Below are 15,034 nucleotides of genomic sequence, written 5' to 3'. Positions count from 1 at the left end.
TGGATGATCATGCACGGCGGTTGAACACCTTCTAATGACTCTTAAACTCATACAAAAGTATATGAAACGTAAATTCATACTAGTCTGGCTACTAGGGGCGTCCTTAACCAGCTGCCAGAAAGATTTCCTGAATGTAATTCCTGAAACGGCCCTGAGTTCGGCCACATTCTTCACCAAGGAAGCCGATTTTCAGCAGGCCGTCAATGGTGCCTATGTTCCGCTACGCCAGATGTTCAACGAACGGGCGTGGGTTCTGGAGGAAATGCACTCCGACAATACCTATTACGCCCGGAACGTGCTGTACGGCGCCGTGGACCCAACGGAGAACGTCGCTGACTTTGCCGTCCCAACCGCCAACGGCGTTACCGCGAACGATAACGTACTGGTGCAATACCGGCTTAACTACCAGATCATTGCCCGCACCAATCAGATTCTGGCCTTGATCGATAAGGTTGATTTTGCAGCCGCATCGAAAAACAACCTGAAAGGGCAGGCCCTGTTCCTCAGAGCCTTTGCCTACTTTGATCTGGTTCGTTTGTTTGGCAAGGTTCCCCTGCATCTAACCCCGGTTACGAGCCGTGAAGATGCAGCCCTGCCCCTGTCGTCGACTGAGGAGATCTATGCGCAGATTGAAAAAGATGCGAAAGAGGCTAGTACGTTGTTGCTCAACAAGGCTAAACAGGAAGCCGGCCGGGCTACGTCGGGAGCTGCGAAAACCCTGCTGGCAAATCTGTACCTCACCCAGAAAAAATGGGCGCAGGTCGAAACGCTGATGAAGGATGTGGTTACCAACGACGGCTACAAACTGATGCCGGATTACAACGACGCCTTTTCGTTTACAAACACGAACAAGAACAACCCGGAGTCGGTTTTTGAAATCCAGTACATGGAAGGGTCGGCAGGCTATAACGGCAACCAGATTTACCGCTTTATTCCTTCGCCCATAACCGCTGCCGAGATTCAGCCGATTACGGGTACTTCGAACGCGCAGCCTACCTCGCAGGAAAGTAATAACATTCCCACACCGGACATTATTGCGGCCTACGAACCCGGCGACAAGCGGAAGGATATTTCCATTGGTTACGTTACGCTCAGCCAGAGCCTGCGGGATAACAAAACCTATCCATACATTAAGAAGTATGCCCGGACGCACGCGCTGCATAACAACACGGGGCAGAACTGGCCGGTTTACCGTTACGCGGAAGTGCTTCTGTTCTTAGCCGAAGCCCTTAACGAACAGGGAAAAACGGGTGAGGCTGCTACGTATCTGAACCAGGTTCGGGCGCGGGCAGGACTGGCCGCTACGACAGCGTCATCGCAGGCCGATATGCGCGAGGCTATCTTTAAGGAAAGACGGGTTGAACTGGCCTTCGAAAACAAACGCTGGTTCGATCTGACCCGTACCGGCCGCGTGAAGGAAATCATTGGGGCCTACGGCGCCCGCGTAAAAGCCAACCCGCAGGCTTATTACTTCCCCAAAGGAGCCGTTCCTCCGCCAAACGCCTTTACCGTACTGGATGACTATTATGGTCTGCCGGCTGTAGAGGCTGCGTTAACGCCTAATTTCTGATTACCCCTAAAAACAAGCCGGCTCTTCTAGTAAAGTCGGCTTGTTTTTAGCTTTTCAACGTGTTCAGTCCAATTAATGCAAACCGAAAGTGATCAGCCCAGCTCTTCATCCGCCGGTTTGTCCTCATTACCCTCTGAGTATTATTTCTAACCCCAATTATTATGTCTTCGACTTATAGATCGGCCAAATTAGCAGCCGCCGTTTCTACGCTTGTGCTGATCGGAGCGTCCTGGGTCGGTTTACACTACCCGGAAACGGACAGGCAGGGAGCGGAGAATCCCAAAGTAGACAATCTCAAACTGCTGCCGGGTTTTAAGGCGGAGCATCTTTACAGCCCCTCGGAGAACCAGCAGGGATCCTGGGTGTCAATGACGTTCGACGACAAAGGCCGCATGATCGCTTCGGATCAGTACGGGGCGCTGTTCCGGCTGACCATTCCGGCCATTAGTTCCGGCTCAACCAAGCCTACGGTTGAGAAGCTCACCATCGGTAAAGAATCCGGCGTCGGCATGGGCTATGCGCAGGGGTTGTTGTATGCATTCAATAGCCTGTATGTGATGGTCAACAACCGGCCCAGCCAGCAGTTTCCCAAACCCAGCGGTCTGTACCGCCTGCAGGATACTGATGGCGACGATCAATTCGACAAGGTTTCGCTGCTGAGAGAACTAAAAGGCGAAGGCGAACACGGACCGCACAGTGTGGTGCTGTCTCCGGATAAAAAATCGCTTTACGTCGTAGCTGGTAACCATACCGACGTACCGCAGATGGATGCGTATCGGCTGCCTTCCAACTGGAAAGAAGACAACTTGTTTCCGCTTATTAAAGACCCGCGCGGTCACGCCAACGACCGCATGGCCCCCGGCGGCTGGATCGCTAACATTGACCCCGAAGGAAAACGCTGGGAACTGATTGGCGCGGGCTTCCGCAACGAGTTTGACGTGGCTTTCAACGAAACGGGGGATATGTTCACCTACGATTCGGACATGGAATGGGACTTTGGTCTGCCCTGGTACCGACCTACCCGGATCTGCCACGTACCGAGTGGTGCGGAATTCGGCTGGCGCACGGGTAACAGTAAGTGGCTGCCGGGCAATCCGGACAACCTGCCACCGGTACTGAACATCGGCCAGGGTTCTCCGACCAACGTATTCTACGGACAGAATGCCCGTTTCCCTAAAAAATACCGAGAGTCGCTGTTTGCTTTCGACTGGAGTTTTGGTATTATTTACTCCATTCACCTCAAGCCGCAGGGGGCTACCTACAGTGGCGAACGCGAAGAGTTTATTTCTGGCTCGCCCCTCCCACTGACCGACGGCATTATTGGACCCGACGGTGCTATGTATTTCCTGACCGGTGGACGCCGGCTGGAATCTGACCTGTACCGGGTGTATTATAACGGGTCGGATCAGGTGTCAACCACACCCCTGACACCTACCCTAACGGCGGAGCACAAACTCAGAACCAGCCTGGAGAAATTTCACGTTGAACCAAATGCCGGAGCTCTGGCTATTGCCTGGCCCAACCTGAATCATCCCGACCGTTTTGTGCGTTACGCAGCCCGGATTGCCGTAGAGCACCAGCCCGTAGCCCAGTGGCAGGAAAAAGCGCTGGCCGAAACCGATCCGCAGCGCGCTACGCAGGCCATCATTGCGCTGGCCCGGCAAGGCAACGCATCCGTGAAAAGCCAGGCGCTGAATACCCTGATGAAGATCAAGTATGACCAGCTTTCCGAATCGCAGCAGTTCGATCTGCTCCGCGCTTTCGAACTGGTCTTCCTGCGGATGGGTGCGCCCGAAGCGGCCGACAAGGAAAAAGTCGTTACGTACCTGAACCCGCATTATCCGGCAAAATCGGCCTTGCTGAACCGTGGGTTGAGCAAGGTGCTGGTGTATATGGAAGCTCCGGGCGTAGTGGAAAAAACTCTGGCGCTGATGGATAAAAAAGACGAACCCGGCAGTAAGAACCTCGGTCTGGAAACCGCAACGGCATCGTCTGACCTGATCCTGCGCAACCCGCAGTACGGAATGGATATCGCGAAGATGCTGGCCAAAGTTCCCCCGCTTCAGCAGACGTACTACGCGGTCATGCTGAGCCGGGCCGATGCGGGCTGGACACCCGAACTGCGCACGAAATACTTTACCTGGTTTGGTAATGCCTTCAAGTATGAGGGCGGGCGCAGCTATGTGGGTTTCATTGACCGGGCCCGTAAGCTGGCGCTTAACCACGTTCCCAAAGACCAGTTCGAGAAGTTCAACAAGCTCTCCGGGGCCGACCTGCTGACCACTTCGGGCAACGATATCGCCATGAGCGGCTACTCCCCGAAAGGCCCCGGCCGACGCTGGACGCTGGAAAACGCGCTGGCCGTTGTTGACACCGCCAAAACGCACCTGGACTTTGATACGGGCAAGAAAATCTATTCCGCTATTCTGTGTAGTCATTGCCATGCCATGCAGGGAACGGGTGGTGATATTGGCCCGGATCTGACCCAGCTGGGTACTCGGTTCTCGAACAAGGATATTCTCGATGCGATCATCAACCCCAGCAAGGCCGTTTCGGATCAGTATGCGTCAACGATCTTTTTCCTTAAAAACGGTCAATCCGTTGTGGGTCGTCTGGTGAATGAGGATAAGCTGAACTACATGATTTCGCAGAACCCCTTTGCGGCTGATCAGCTCCGGAAACTGCCGAAGAAAGACGTTACCTCGAAGCGATACTCGTCAGAGTCCATCATGCTGCCGGGCCTGATCAACAGCCTGAATCCCGAAGAGCTGAACAACCTGATCGCCTACCTGAAATCGGGCGGCAATCAGAACAACGAGGTATACAAGTCGGCCCGTTCAGCTTCGAAAGGAAAGTAATTCGTCCTAAATAATGCGCAGCAAGATGTTTAGAACCATGAGTAGCCAGGCTATTCAGGTCGGCTTGATGCTGGCGGTCGTTTCGACCGCCAGCATTGAAACGGCCTGCGTGGCGCAGAAAAAGAAAGATAAAAAAGACGGTTTCGTCCAGATTTTTGACGGGAAAACGCTGAAGGGCTGGGACGGCGATCCGACCTACTGGCGGGTTGAAGACGGTAATCTGGTCGGTGAAATAACCCCGACGACCCTGCTGAAAACAAACTCATTTATCATCTGGCGGGGTGGTGAACCCGGCGATTTCGAGTTCAAAGGTGAGTTTAAAATAACCCAGGCCGGCAATTCGGGCATCAACTACCGGAGCGATCAGTTAACCGACGTCCCTTTTGCCTTACGTGGCTATCAGGCCGATATTGATGGTCAAAACCGGTATACGGGCCAGAACTACGAAGAACGTAAACGAACAACGCTGGCCTATCGGGGACAGAAAACGGTTATCCCCGCTTATACTGGCGAAAAAACGCCGGAAGCCATTCGGGCAAACGTTAAACGAAATGCCTGGGGTGACCTGACGGTCGTAGGGTCGCTGGGTAGCTCCGATTCGCTCAAGACGTTAATCAAAAGCGAAGACTGGAACACGTTTCATCTGGTCGTCAAAGGGAATCGTTTACAGCATTACATCAACGGCGTACTGATGAGCGACGTAACCGATGAAGATACCGTAAACGGCAAGTCGAAAGGTTTGCTGGGCGTACAGGTACACGTTGGCCCCCCCATGAAAGTGCAGTATCGGAATTTGATGCTCAAGCAATAGTAACGTAACAACCCCGCCTGCTACCTGGGCGTAACGTGAAAACAGATTTGGCACCACAACCCTGGAAAGATAAAGTATCGAATCCGGCTCAGCTGGGAGGCATTGAAACCGCTGTACTCGACAATGGTGCGGGCCGCGGAACCCGAATTGCCTGGATTAACACCGGCACGGGTCTGCGCTATAAAGTAGTCCTTGACCGGGCGATGGACATTGCCGATGCGTTTTTTAATCAGCATAGCCTGGCCTGGCTGAGTCATTCCGGCATTACGCCCCCCGAACCGTTCACCGACCGGGGAATCGACTGGCTCCGGACCTTCAACGGTGGATTGCTGACGACCTGCGGCCTTACCCATGTAGGCGGACCCGAGCAGGATGCCTACGGCGAGCGGGGCCTTCACGGACAGATCAGCAATATTCCCGCCCAAATAGAATCCATCATTCAGCCCGACCCCGTTACGGGAAAGCTGGACATGAGCATTACCGGCCGGATGCTGGAAACGAAAGTCTTTGGCCCCAGCCTGGAACTGAAACGAACCATTTCCGGAACGATTGGACAGCCCACAATCCGGATTCATGACGAAGTAATTAATCGGGCCAACACTCCGGCTCCCCACATGCTGCTTTACCATTTCAACTTCGGCTGGCCCCTGGTCGACGAAGGCACGAAACTGGTCTGGCAGGGCGACTGGCAGGCGCGCGAGGGCGGCATCAACGGAGACATCTTCCGGGAAGGCTACGACTTCCGAACCTGCCCGGCTCCACTGGATACGCATTCGGGCACCGGCGAAGCGGTTGCTTTTATCGATGCTCGGGCCGACAGCTCAGGCCAGTGCACGGCCGGTCTGTATAATCCGCAGCTCGGCTTTGCCGTAGCCATGCGGTTTCAGAAAGACCAGCTGCCGTGGCTGACGAACTGGCAGCACTGGGGCAAGGGCGAATACGTCACCGGTGTTGAACCCGGTACCCACCCGCCCATTGGGCAGGCCAAAGCCAGAGAGCAGCAGTCGCTCATTTTTCTGGAGCCCGGTGAAAGCCGGACCTATGAGATCGAAATCGAAATACTCGATAACCAGGAACAGATCAATCAATTCGTAAACCTTTCAGCATAAGCTGATCAAACCCAAACGTTAATGGAAACAACCTCAGCAGTAAGTCTGGCCGAAAAAGCACTGGAACAGGGCAAAGGCATTTTACGGCTGGCACCCACCTGGGTACCCCGGTCGTTCTGCGTACCCGGACGGCGCATCAAGCTGCACCCCGATGACTATTACGTCCTGGGTGGCGAACGCGGTGGCATCGATGAGCGGTGGCTGTCGTCTACGACCCCCGCTAAAAACGGTCCCCTGACGGGCGAAAACGAAGGCTTGAGCGCAGTCGTGTTCAACGACGGTAATGAAGAAAAGCAGTTTTTACTGAAGGATGCCATCGACGAGCTGCGGGGCGAGTTAATTGGCGACCGGCTGTGGAATGAATACGGTAGCTGGCCTATGTACTCCAAGTTCTTTGACAACATGGGGCCTCTCCCCCACCACCTGCACCATAACGACGAGCAAGCAGCCCTGATCGGTCAGCTGGGCAAACCGGAGGCTTATTACTTCCCACCGCAACTGAACAACCACGGCGGTGATTTCCCCTATACGTTCATTGGCATCGCCCCCGGCACCACCAGAGAGCAGATCAAGGAATGCCTGCAGAACTTCACCAAAGGCGATAACAAAATCACCAATTACTCGTCGGCCTACCGGCTGGAACCCGGCACGGGCTGGGACGTACCGCCGGGGTTGCTCCACGCGCCGGGCAGCCTCTGCACCTATGAGCCGCAGAAAGCCTCCGACGTGTTTGCCATGTACCAGTCACTGGTCAACGAAGCGATTATTCCAGAAGAGTTACTGTGGAATGGTACGCCTAAAGACCGGATTGGCGATTACGACCAGTTGATGGAAGCCATCGACTGGGAGCTGAATACCGATCCGCAGATGATGGCCAATCGCTATATGGTGCCCAAACCCGTTCGGGATGAAGCCGAGATGGCCGCCGAAGGCTACCGCGAAGTATGGGTGTGCTATAAGTCGGATGCCTTCAGTGCCAAAGAACTGACCGTTATGCCGGGCCAGACCGTCACCATTAAAGACAGTGCCGCCTACGGCCTGATCGTCATGCAGGGTCACGGCAAGATGGGCGCATGGGACATTGAAACCCCCGCTCTGATTCGTTACGGTCAGCTGACCAACGATGAGTTTTTCGTCAGCGAAAAGGCGGCTATGGAAGGCGTGACCATTACCAACCCCTCCACCACCGACCCAATCGTGATGCTGAAGCACTTCGGCCCGAACAACCCGGATCTGGTGCTGTAAATATTGATCGTTGGCGGGTTGGCATTTTACCAACCCGCCAACATCTGATACCTGATTACCTAATCCTTACGTTAATCTTTCCTTCTCATGAACGAGAATAACTATCCCAAACTGCACAATGCCATGTGGCCGGGTGTCGTCGGAAAAGGCCCTGACTCCGAACCGGTTATTGGTTTCGACACCATGCTGGAATTAACGGCTTCGGCTGAAGTGGACGGCGTAAAATTTGATGGTGTCGATCTGGCTCTTTTCGAGCACCTCGATATCAACATGTCGGATGATGAGATCAAACGACTGGCCGATAAAGTAAGTGGCCACAACCTGAACATAGGCTCCCTGGTTGCGCCAATCTGGGGCGGTCCGGTTCTGGGCAGTAAAGAAGATCGGGCTACGTTTGTCGAAATGGTACGTAAATCCTGCCATATCGGCCAGAAACTGACTGAACTCGGCGTTCGGCCCAGTGGTGTAATCCGCATTGACTCGGCCAGTTCGCCCCAGGCCTGGGATGCCGACCCAACGGGTAACTCTAAACTGATTGCACAGACCTTCCGCGAAGCCTGCGACGTAGCGGCCGATTACGGCGAAAAGCTGGCGGCTGAAGGCGAAATCTGCTGGGGTGGCATGCATAGCTGGAAAACAATGGTCGATACGCTGGTTGCGGTCGATCGGCCAAATATGGGTTTCCAGGCCGATATGGCCCATACGCTGCTGTATCTGCTGGGTTATAACCGCGAGGAGGATCGGATTTTACCCCCGGACTTCGACTGGAACGACCGGGCGGCCCTGACTGAAGGGCTCAAGAAAGTAACGGCTGCGCTGCGCCCCTGGACCATCGACTTCCACGTTGCGCAGAACGACGGTACGGTCTTTGGCTCTGGCTCACACGATAAAACGGGCCGTCACTGCCAGGCACTAGACCCCAACGGCAAACTTGACGTGGTAAATGATGCAGGCTTCTGGATGCGGGACGAAAACGGCCAGCTTACCAAGGCGTTCCGGCATATCTGCTGGGATGGCTGCATGTTCCCGAACAGCGTAATGACCAACCAGCAAACCTGGAACGACATTCTGGCTACGATGATCAAAGTTCGCCAGAAACACGGCTGGTACGAGGCTGACTAACAAACCGCTACCTGTATTTCCAAAAGAAATAAGCAGTTAACACACCGTCAAAATGGCAACGAAAAAAGAAATAAGAATCGGTTTGATTGGTACCGGTTTCATGGGCCGGACCCACTCCAACGGCTATAGCCAGGTCAGTCATTTTTTCCCCGAACTAGAATACAAGCCCGTTCTGAAAGCCGTCTGCTCGCGCAATGCCCAGAAAGTGCAGGCGTTTGCCGATCAGTGGGGATATGAGTCTATTGAAACCGACTGGAGAGCCCTCATCGCCCGGGACGATATCGACGCGGTTGATATCTGTACGCCCAACGATACGCACGCCGAGATTGCGATTGCCGCGGCCGAAGCGGGTAAAATGATTCTCTGCGAGAAGCCGCTGGCCCGCACCCTGGCCGAAGCCCAGCAGATGGTCGATGCAATTGACAAAGCCGGTGTAGCCAATACGGTCTGGTACAATTACCGTCGCATTCCGGCCGTTACGCTCGCCAAACAGATCGTAGCTTCGGGTAAGCTCGGCCGAATTTTTCACTACCGGGCCAACTTTCTGCAGGACTGGACCATCAGTGCGGATGTACCGCAGGGCGGAGCCGGCACCTGGCGTATGGACGTCGAAGCTGCGGGCTCGGGCGTAACGGGCGACCTGCTTGCTCACTGCATCGACACGGCCATGTGGATCAACGGCGCCATCACCGACGTATCGGCCGTGACGGAAACCTTCGTGAAAGAGCGCATGCACCAGCTCACCGGTCAGGTGCAGCCGGTTGGTATCGACGACGCCTGTATTTTCCACTGCCACTTCGACAATGGCTCGCTGGGTCTGTTTGAATCAACGCGGTACGCCCGGGGTCACAAAGCCCTGTACACCTTCGAGATCAACGGCGAAAACGCGTCGATCCGCTGGGACCTGCACGACCTGAACCGGCTGGAGTATTTTGACCATGCCGATGAAGGAATCGTGCGCGGCTGGCGGTCGATTCACGTAACCGATGGCGATCAGCCTTATATGGATAAATGGTGGGTTCCTGGCCTGGGCATCGGCTACGAGCACAGCTTCATTCACCAGGTAGCCGACTTCCTCAAGAGTCTGGAAACCGGCGAACCCTGCTCCCCCAACTTCCAGGATGCTTTGGAAACCCAGAAAGTCTGCGAAGCTGTACTCGAATCGGCCGCTTCCAGAAGCTGGAAAGAAACAGGGGTTGAAGAATTTGCTGGATACAGCAAAGAGCCTGCTTAAGCCGGATTCACGACAACCTTATTTTATCGACTCAGAAGGCCTCGCCGTCTGAAAAGCCAACTGCCGGCCATGACTATGGCTGGCAGTTGTGAATTATACCACCTGACTTTACCTGCTGCTTACGCCATGAGTTTCCCTCAGGACTATATCCTTCAGGTACGCGGCCTGACGAAAACATTCGCGGGCGTGAAAGCGCTCGACAATGTGCAGCTGAACGTGCGGCCCGGCGAAGTGCATGCCCTGATGGGCGAGAACGGAGCCGGGAAATCGACGCTGATGAAGATCCTGATAGGTCTGCTAACGCCCGACTCCGGCGAAATCTTGTTTGAAGGTCGTGACCTCACAGCCCATAATGTAAACGACGTTCTGAAGCAGGGCATCTCCATGATTCATCAGGAGATACTGGCTGTTCCCGAATTAACCGTTGCGCAGAATATCTTCCTTGGCCGGGAAACCACCCGGCTGTTTGGCTGGCTGGACGACCGCCACCTGAACCAACAGGCCAGTCGGCTTCTGGAGCAGCTTGGGCTGGACATCCGCCCCTCGACCCGACTGAAGTTTCTGAGCGTAGCGCAGATGCAGATGGTTGAGATCGCCAAGGCCATTTCAAACAACGCCCGGGTCATCATTATGGATGAGCCGACCTCAGCGCTCTCGGATAAGGAAGTGGCTACGCTGTTTAGCATCATCAGCGACCTAAAGAAACAAGGCGTGGCGATCATTTATATCTCGCACAAAATGGACGAGATATTCACCATCGCCGATACTATTACGGTGCTGCGCGATGGACGCTACATGGAAACCCGGCCAGCCGCCGAGCTGGATAACCGGACACTGATTGCCCTGATGGTTGGCCGCGAGATTGACAGTCTGTTTCCGGAGTCGGCTGCCCGGCGCGGAAACGAGGTACTGTCGGTCCGGCAGTTTCGTCGAAACGGTAAATTCGCGGATATTAACTTTGCCGTTCACGAAGGCGAGGTATTGGGTATCGCCGGTCTGATGGGTGCCGGCCGAACCGAAATTGCCCGCGCTATCTTTGGGCTGGACCAGCCCGATGGTGGTGAGGTGTTCATCAAAGGCCAGAAAGCCCGGATAAACTCTCCGCAGGACGCCATCCGCAACGGCATCGGTTACGTCAGCGAAGACCGGAAAGGCCTGGGCTTTATTCCCCGCTTGTCCGTCCGGCAGAACATCACCCTCGCCAGCCTGACCAGTCACGTAAAGGGCCCGTTTGTTGACGAGCGCAGCGAAGTTGCAACGACCGCCCGGATCATCGACGAGCTACGGATAAAAACTGCCGATATGGAGCAACCGGTAGTGTATCTGAGCGGTGGTAACCAGCAGAAAGTCGTGATTGGCAAAGTGCTGCTGGCCTCACCCGACGTAATCATTCTCGACGAACCCACGCGCGGCATTGATATTGGTGCCAAAGCCGAGATCTATAAACTAATCAACCAACTGAAAGCGAACGGCGTAGCGATCATCATGATCTCATCCGAGCTACCTGAAATCCTGGGTTTGAGCGATCGAATTCTGGTTCTGGCTAAAGGAAAACAGACGGTTGTGCTTTCTAAGGAAGAAGCCACACAGGAAACCATTATGGCCTATGCAATGCACCCTTAATTTTACGTTCCGCTGATTGATGATGCCCATGAAAAACGCGCTTGATACGTATCTGAAACCCGTTCGGGAATCTTACAATACCCGCGTCCGGCGGCTGGGCAAAGTCGGTATTGTGATAGCCTTTATCCTGATCTGTCTGGCGCTCTCGCTGATTACGCCCCGCTTCCTGACCGTTTCCAACCTGATGATCGTGGTGACACAGGTGTCGATCAATGCGCTGCTGGCATTCGGCGTTACGTTTGTCATCATCACCGGCGGCATCGACCTGTCCCTGGGCTCCATGGTGGCCGTTACCGGCGTGGTGGCCGCTACGTTCGCCCATCCGGACACGTATCCGGTGGCGGTACCGATTCTGGCGGGACTGGCCAGTGGTCTGCTGTTCGGCGCCTTCAACGGGTTTGTAATCACGCGCAGTAAAGTGCCTCCGTTCATCGTTACGCTGGGCACCATGACCATTGGCCGGGGGCTGGCGCTCATTCTGAGCAAAGGTCGGCCCATCTCCAACCTCTCGGATTCGTTCAACTTCATCGGGGGTGGTCAGTTGCTGGGCGTTCCCATGCCCATTATCATCCTGATTCTGCTGTTTATCGTCTGTGCGGTCATTCTGAATAAGACCGTGCTGGGCCGGTATATGTACGCCGTTGGTGGCAATGAACAGGCCGCTAAAGCGTCAGGAATTCGCCTGAGTACCGTGAAAATGGCGGTTTATACCATGAGTGGCGGTCTGGCTGCCCTGGCCGGAATCGTCCTGACCTCCCGCATCACCACCGGGCAGCCCAATGCCGGAGCCGGTTTTGAGCTTGATGCCATTGCCGCGGCTATCATAGGCGGCACCAGCACGTCGGGCGGCACTGGCACCATGACCGGAACGCTGATCGGCGCATTGCTGATTGGCGTCATCAGCAACGGGCTGGATCTGCTCAACGTATCATCTTACTACCAGCAGGTGGTGATGGGAATTATCATCATCGGAGCCGTTGTGCTGGATAGTGTCAATCAACCCAAGAATTAACCCCTTATGAAGCGTTCTTCCTTAACTGTATTCAGCCTTACCCTTTCATTCGTTGCCCTGGTTACGGCCTGTAACCAATCGACCACCAGCGAAACCAGCCAGAAGGGCGACGGTAAAAAGCTGGTAATCGGCGCCACCATGCTGAGTATGCAGAATGAGTTCATTGTCAACGTACACGATGAAATCGCCAAAAAAGCCGGGGAAGCGGGCGTTGAGCTGATTACCGTTGACGCTGAGCGGTCAGCCCTTAAACAGGTTGAACAGGTCGAAAGCTTTATTGCGCAGAAGGTGGACGCCATCATCATGAACCCCTGCGAAGTAGAAGCCAGTTCGCCGGCCGTTACGAAGGCGCTAGCCGCCAAGATTCCTATCATCAATGTTAACTCCGAAACGAGCGTAAAACCCTCGGCGTTTGTCGGTTCCGACGACGTAGAATCGGCCCGGATTGCCATGAAATTCATTGCCGATAAATTAGGGGGCAAAGGCAATGTCGTCATGATTCACGGCTACATGGGTCAGGCAGCCCAGATCAAACGCGAGCAGGGTGCGCGGGAAATTCTGAAGCAGTACCCGAACCTGAAACTCATTGCCCACCAGACCGGCGAGTGGGATCGCGCCAAGGCGATGTCGCTGATGGAGAACTGGATTCAATCCTATGGGTCAGATATCAACGCCGTCTTTGCCCATAACGATGAAATGGGTCTGGGTGCCGTAAAAGCCCTTACTGACGCGGGTCTGAAAAACAAAGTGGTTGTCGTGAGCATCGACGCGATTCCGGATGGTTTACAGGCCGTTCAGAAAGGAACGCTGGATGCTACGGTTTTTCAGAATGCCGAGCAGCAGGGCGCTAAAGCCATCGAAACAGCCGTGAAGATTGCCAATGGCCAGCCTTACGAGAAGGAAGTGCTGATTCCCTTTCAGCTGGTCACGAAAGCAAATGTTGCTCAATTCATGAAGTAAGCATACAACCGGCTAACGCCAAGTTAGTCGGTCGCTTCTGCCTTATTTAGGTTAGGCAAACAGTTCCAGAATGGGTTTCCCCTTCCCGTCGGGCGTGGTGTAGAACGGCCGTTTTTCAATTTCGTACTGGGTGTCAGGCGCGATGCCGAGGGCGTGGTAAATTGTCTGGTGAATACCATCAATCCGTACTGGATTTTCGATGGTTTTGCAGGGGCGCTCATCGGCGGTTTTGCCATACACAACTCCTTTTTTGATTCCTCCGCCGAACATCAGAATTGAGCAGCCATCCGTGAAATGCCGATGCATACCGTAAAACTTTTCATCGGCCAGCACGTCGGGCTGGCTGACCTGCTCCTGCACTTTGGCGTCCGGTCGACCTTCTACCATCATGTCGCGGCTGAATTCGCTGGCCAGCACAATCAGGGTTCGGTCCAGGTGACCAGATTTTTCCAGATCCAGTATCAACTGAGCAATCGGCCCGTCAATCTGGCACTTCATGTCTTCCAGGCGGGTATGCCCGTTTTCGTGCGTATCCCAGCCTTTGAACGGCTCGTAACCCGTCGTTACGCTGATAAACCGGGCGCCCTGCTCCGTGAGCCGACGCGCCAGCAGACAGCCCAGCCCGAACCGGCCGGTGTTATAGCGTTCATAAATCGCTTGGGGCTCCGTGCTCAGATCAAACGCTTTCGCTTCGGGCGAATTCAACAACATATACGCCTGCTCCATCGATCGCCGGAGGGATTCTTTCTGGTAATCGCTGCCGAACTCCCCCATGGGGCTGTTTTTAATCAGCTCGTTGTAGAGTTGGTTCCGACGTTCGAACCGTCTGGCGTCCATGCCTACCGGCGGACGAACACTTTCCAGACCCTGGCTGGGATCGGGAATGAAAAACGGACCAAACTCATTCCCCAGAAATCCGGCCGTATGGAACGCCTTCAGTTCTTCGCCCTCGTTAATATCGAACCGCTGGCCGATGTCAATGAAGGCGGGAATGACCGGATTCTTCGGTCCTAGTTCCTTGGCAATCCAGGAGCCGAGATGGGGCGCCACGACGGTCTGGGGCGGCTCGTAGCAGGTATGCCAGTGGTACTGGTGACGCGAGTGCAGGATATGCCCCAGGTCGGCCGCTACGTACGACCGGATGAGCGCCCCTCTGTCCATTACGTTCCCAATGGATTGCAGCCCTTCCGAGAAATGAATACCGTTCAGAACGGTAGGTACCGACCGGAAGGTGCTCAGCACCCGATTCCCTTCCATGCCTTTCTCGAAGGGCGTGTATCGTTTCGGGTCAAAGGTTTCGGTATGCGCCATGCCGCCCGCCATCCAGAGCAGAATTACCGTATCGGCGGTTCCGCTGGTCTGACCCGGCACGGTACGTTTACAGCCGGATAGTAAACTGGCCGTGGGCACACCAGCCGCTAAGGCCGCCAGCGTGGCCGCACTGGTTCGCTGCAGAAACTCGCGCCGGTTCCAATGGCTTCGCATATCGG

The 15,034-nt window shown here is 54.8% G+C and carries 11 protein-coding genes; 10 read left to right on the top strand and 1 reads right to left on the bottom strand.

The window, feature by feature from the left end:
* Nucleotides 1–61 precede the first annotated feature (61 nt).
* The 10 genes from HNV11_RS07745 to HNV11_RS07700 all read left to right on the top strand — a co-directional run bounded on the left by HNV11_RS07745 (nt 62) and on the right by HNV11_RS07700 (nt 13,544).
* Nucleotides 62–1,570, top strand: a complete 1,509-nt coding sequence (locus HNV11_RS07745; RefSeq protein ID WP_171739125.1) for a RagB/SusD family nutrient uptake outer membrane protein — start codon at nt 62–64, stop codon at nt 1,568–1,570.
* Between the two features lie 161 nt (nt 1,571–1,731).
* On the top strand, nt 1,732–4,428 hold the full coding sequence (locus HNV11_RS07740; RefSeq protein WP_171739124.1) for a c-type cytochrome: 2,697 nt from the start codon (nt 1,732–1,734) through the stop codon (nt 4,426–4,428).
* Nucleotides 4,429–4,495: 67 nt separating this feature from the next.
* Nucleotides 4,496–5,239 carry a 3-keto-disaccharide hydrolase gene (locus HNV11_RS07735; RefSeq protein ID WP_394353884.1) on the top strand — a complete coding sequence of 248 codons (744 nt, stop codon included), beginning with the start codon at nt 4,496–4,498 and terminating at the stop codon, nt 5,237–5,239.
* A gap of 47 nt (nt 5,240–5,286) precedes the next feature.
* Nucleotides 5,287–6,348, top strand: coding sequence for an aldose 1-epimerase family protein (locus tag HNV11_RS07730; protein ID WP_171742100.1), 1,062 nt, complete (start codon nt 5,287–5,289; stop codon nt 6,346–6,348).
* 21 nt (nt 6,349–6,369) lie between these two features.
* Nucleotides 6,370–7,593 (top strand): class I mannose-6-phosphate isomerase, encoded by a 1,224-nt coding sequence (locus HNV11_RS07725; RefSeq protein WP_171739123.1) that lies wholly within the window; start codon nt 6,370–6,372, stop codon nt 7,591–7,593.
* Nucleotides 7,594–7,680: 87 nt separating this feature from the next.
* The gene (locus tag HNV11_RS07720; protein ID WP_171739122.1) at nt 7,681–8,715 is read left to right on the top strand and encodes a sugar phosphate isomerase/epimerase family protein; all 1,035 of its coding nucleotides are present in this window, start codon (nt 7,681–7,683) and stop codon (nt 8,713–8,715) included.
* Nucleotides 8,716–8,767: 52 nt separating this feature from the next.
* A complete protein-coding gene (locus HNV11_RS07715) occupies nt 8,768–9,949 on the top strand; it encodes a Gfo/Idh/MocA family protein (protein WP_171739121.1) in 1,182 nt (393 codons plus the stop codon).
* 126 nt (nt 9,950–10,075) lie between these two features.
* Nucleotides 10,076–11,572 carry a sugar ABC transporter ATP-binding protein gene (locus HNV11_RS07710; RefSeq protein WP_171739120.1) on the top strand — a complete coding sequence of 499 codons (1,497 nt, stop codon included), beginning with the start codon at nt 10,076–10,078 and terminating at the stop codon, nt 11,570–11,572.
* A 28-nt stretch (nt 11,573–11,600) separates the two neighbouring features.
* Complete coding sequence (locus HNV11_RS07705; protein ID WP_171739119.1) at nt 11,601–12,584, top strand: ABC transporter permease; 984 nt, start codon at nt 11,601–11,603, stop codon at nt 12,582–12,584.
* Nucleotides 12,585–12,590: 6 nt separating this feature from the next.
* A complete protein-coding gene (locus HNV11_RS07700) occupies nt 12,591–13,544 on the top strand; it encodes a sugar ABC transporter substrate-binding protein (protein ID WP_171739118.1) in 954 nt (317 codons plus the stop codon).
* Nucleotides 13,545–13,595: 51 nt separating this feature from the next.
* Here the strand turns inward: HNV11_RS07700 and HNV11_RS07695 are convergent, their stop codons facing one another.
* The gene (locus HNV11_RS07695) at nt 13,596–15,029 is read right to left on the bottom strand and encodes a DUF1501 domain-containing protein (RefSeq protein ID WP_171739117.1); all 1,434 of its coding nucleotides are present in this window, start codon (nt 15,027–15,029) and stop codon (nt 13,596–13,598) included.
* Nucleotides 15,030–15,034 lie beyond the last annotated feature (5 nt).

Origin of the sequence: Spirosoma taeanense (genome assembly GCF_013127955.1) — a bacterium.
Classification (GTDB): domain Bacteria; phylum Bacteroidota; class Bacteroidia; order Cytophagales; family Spirosomataceae; genus Spirosoma; species Spirosoma taeanense.
This window is presented reverse-complemented; position numbering and strand designations above follow the sequence as displayed.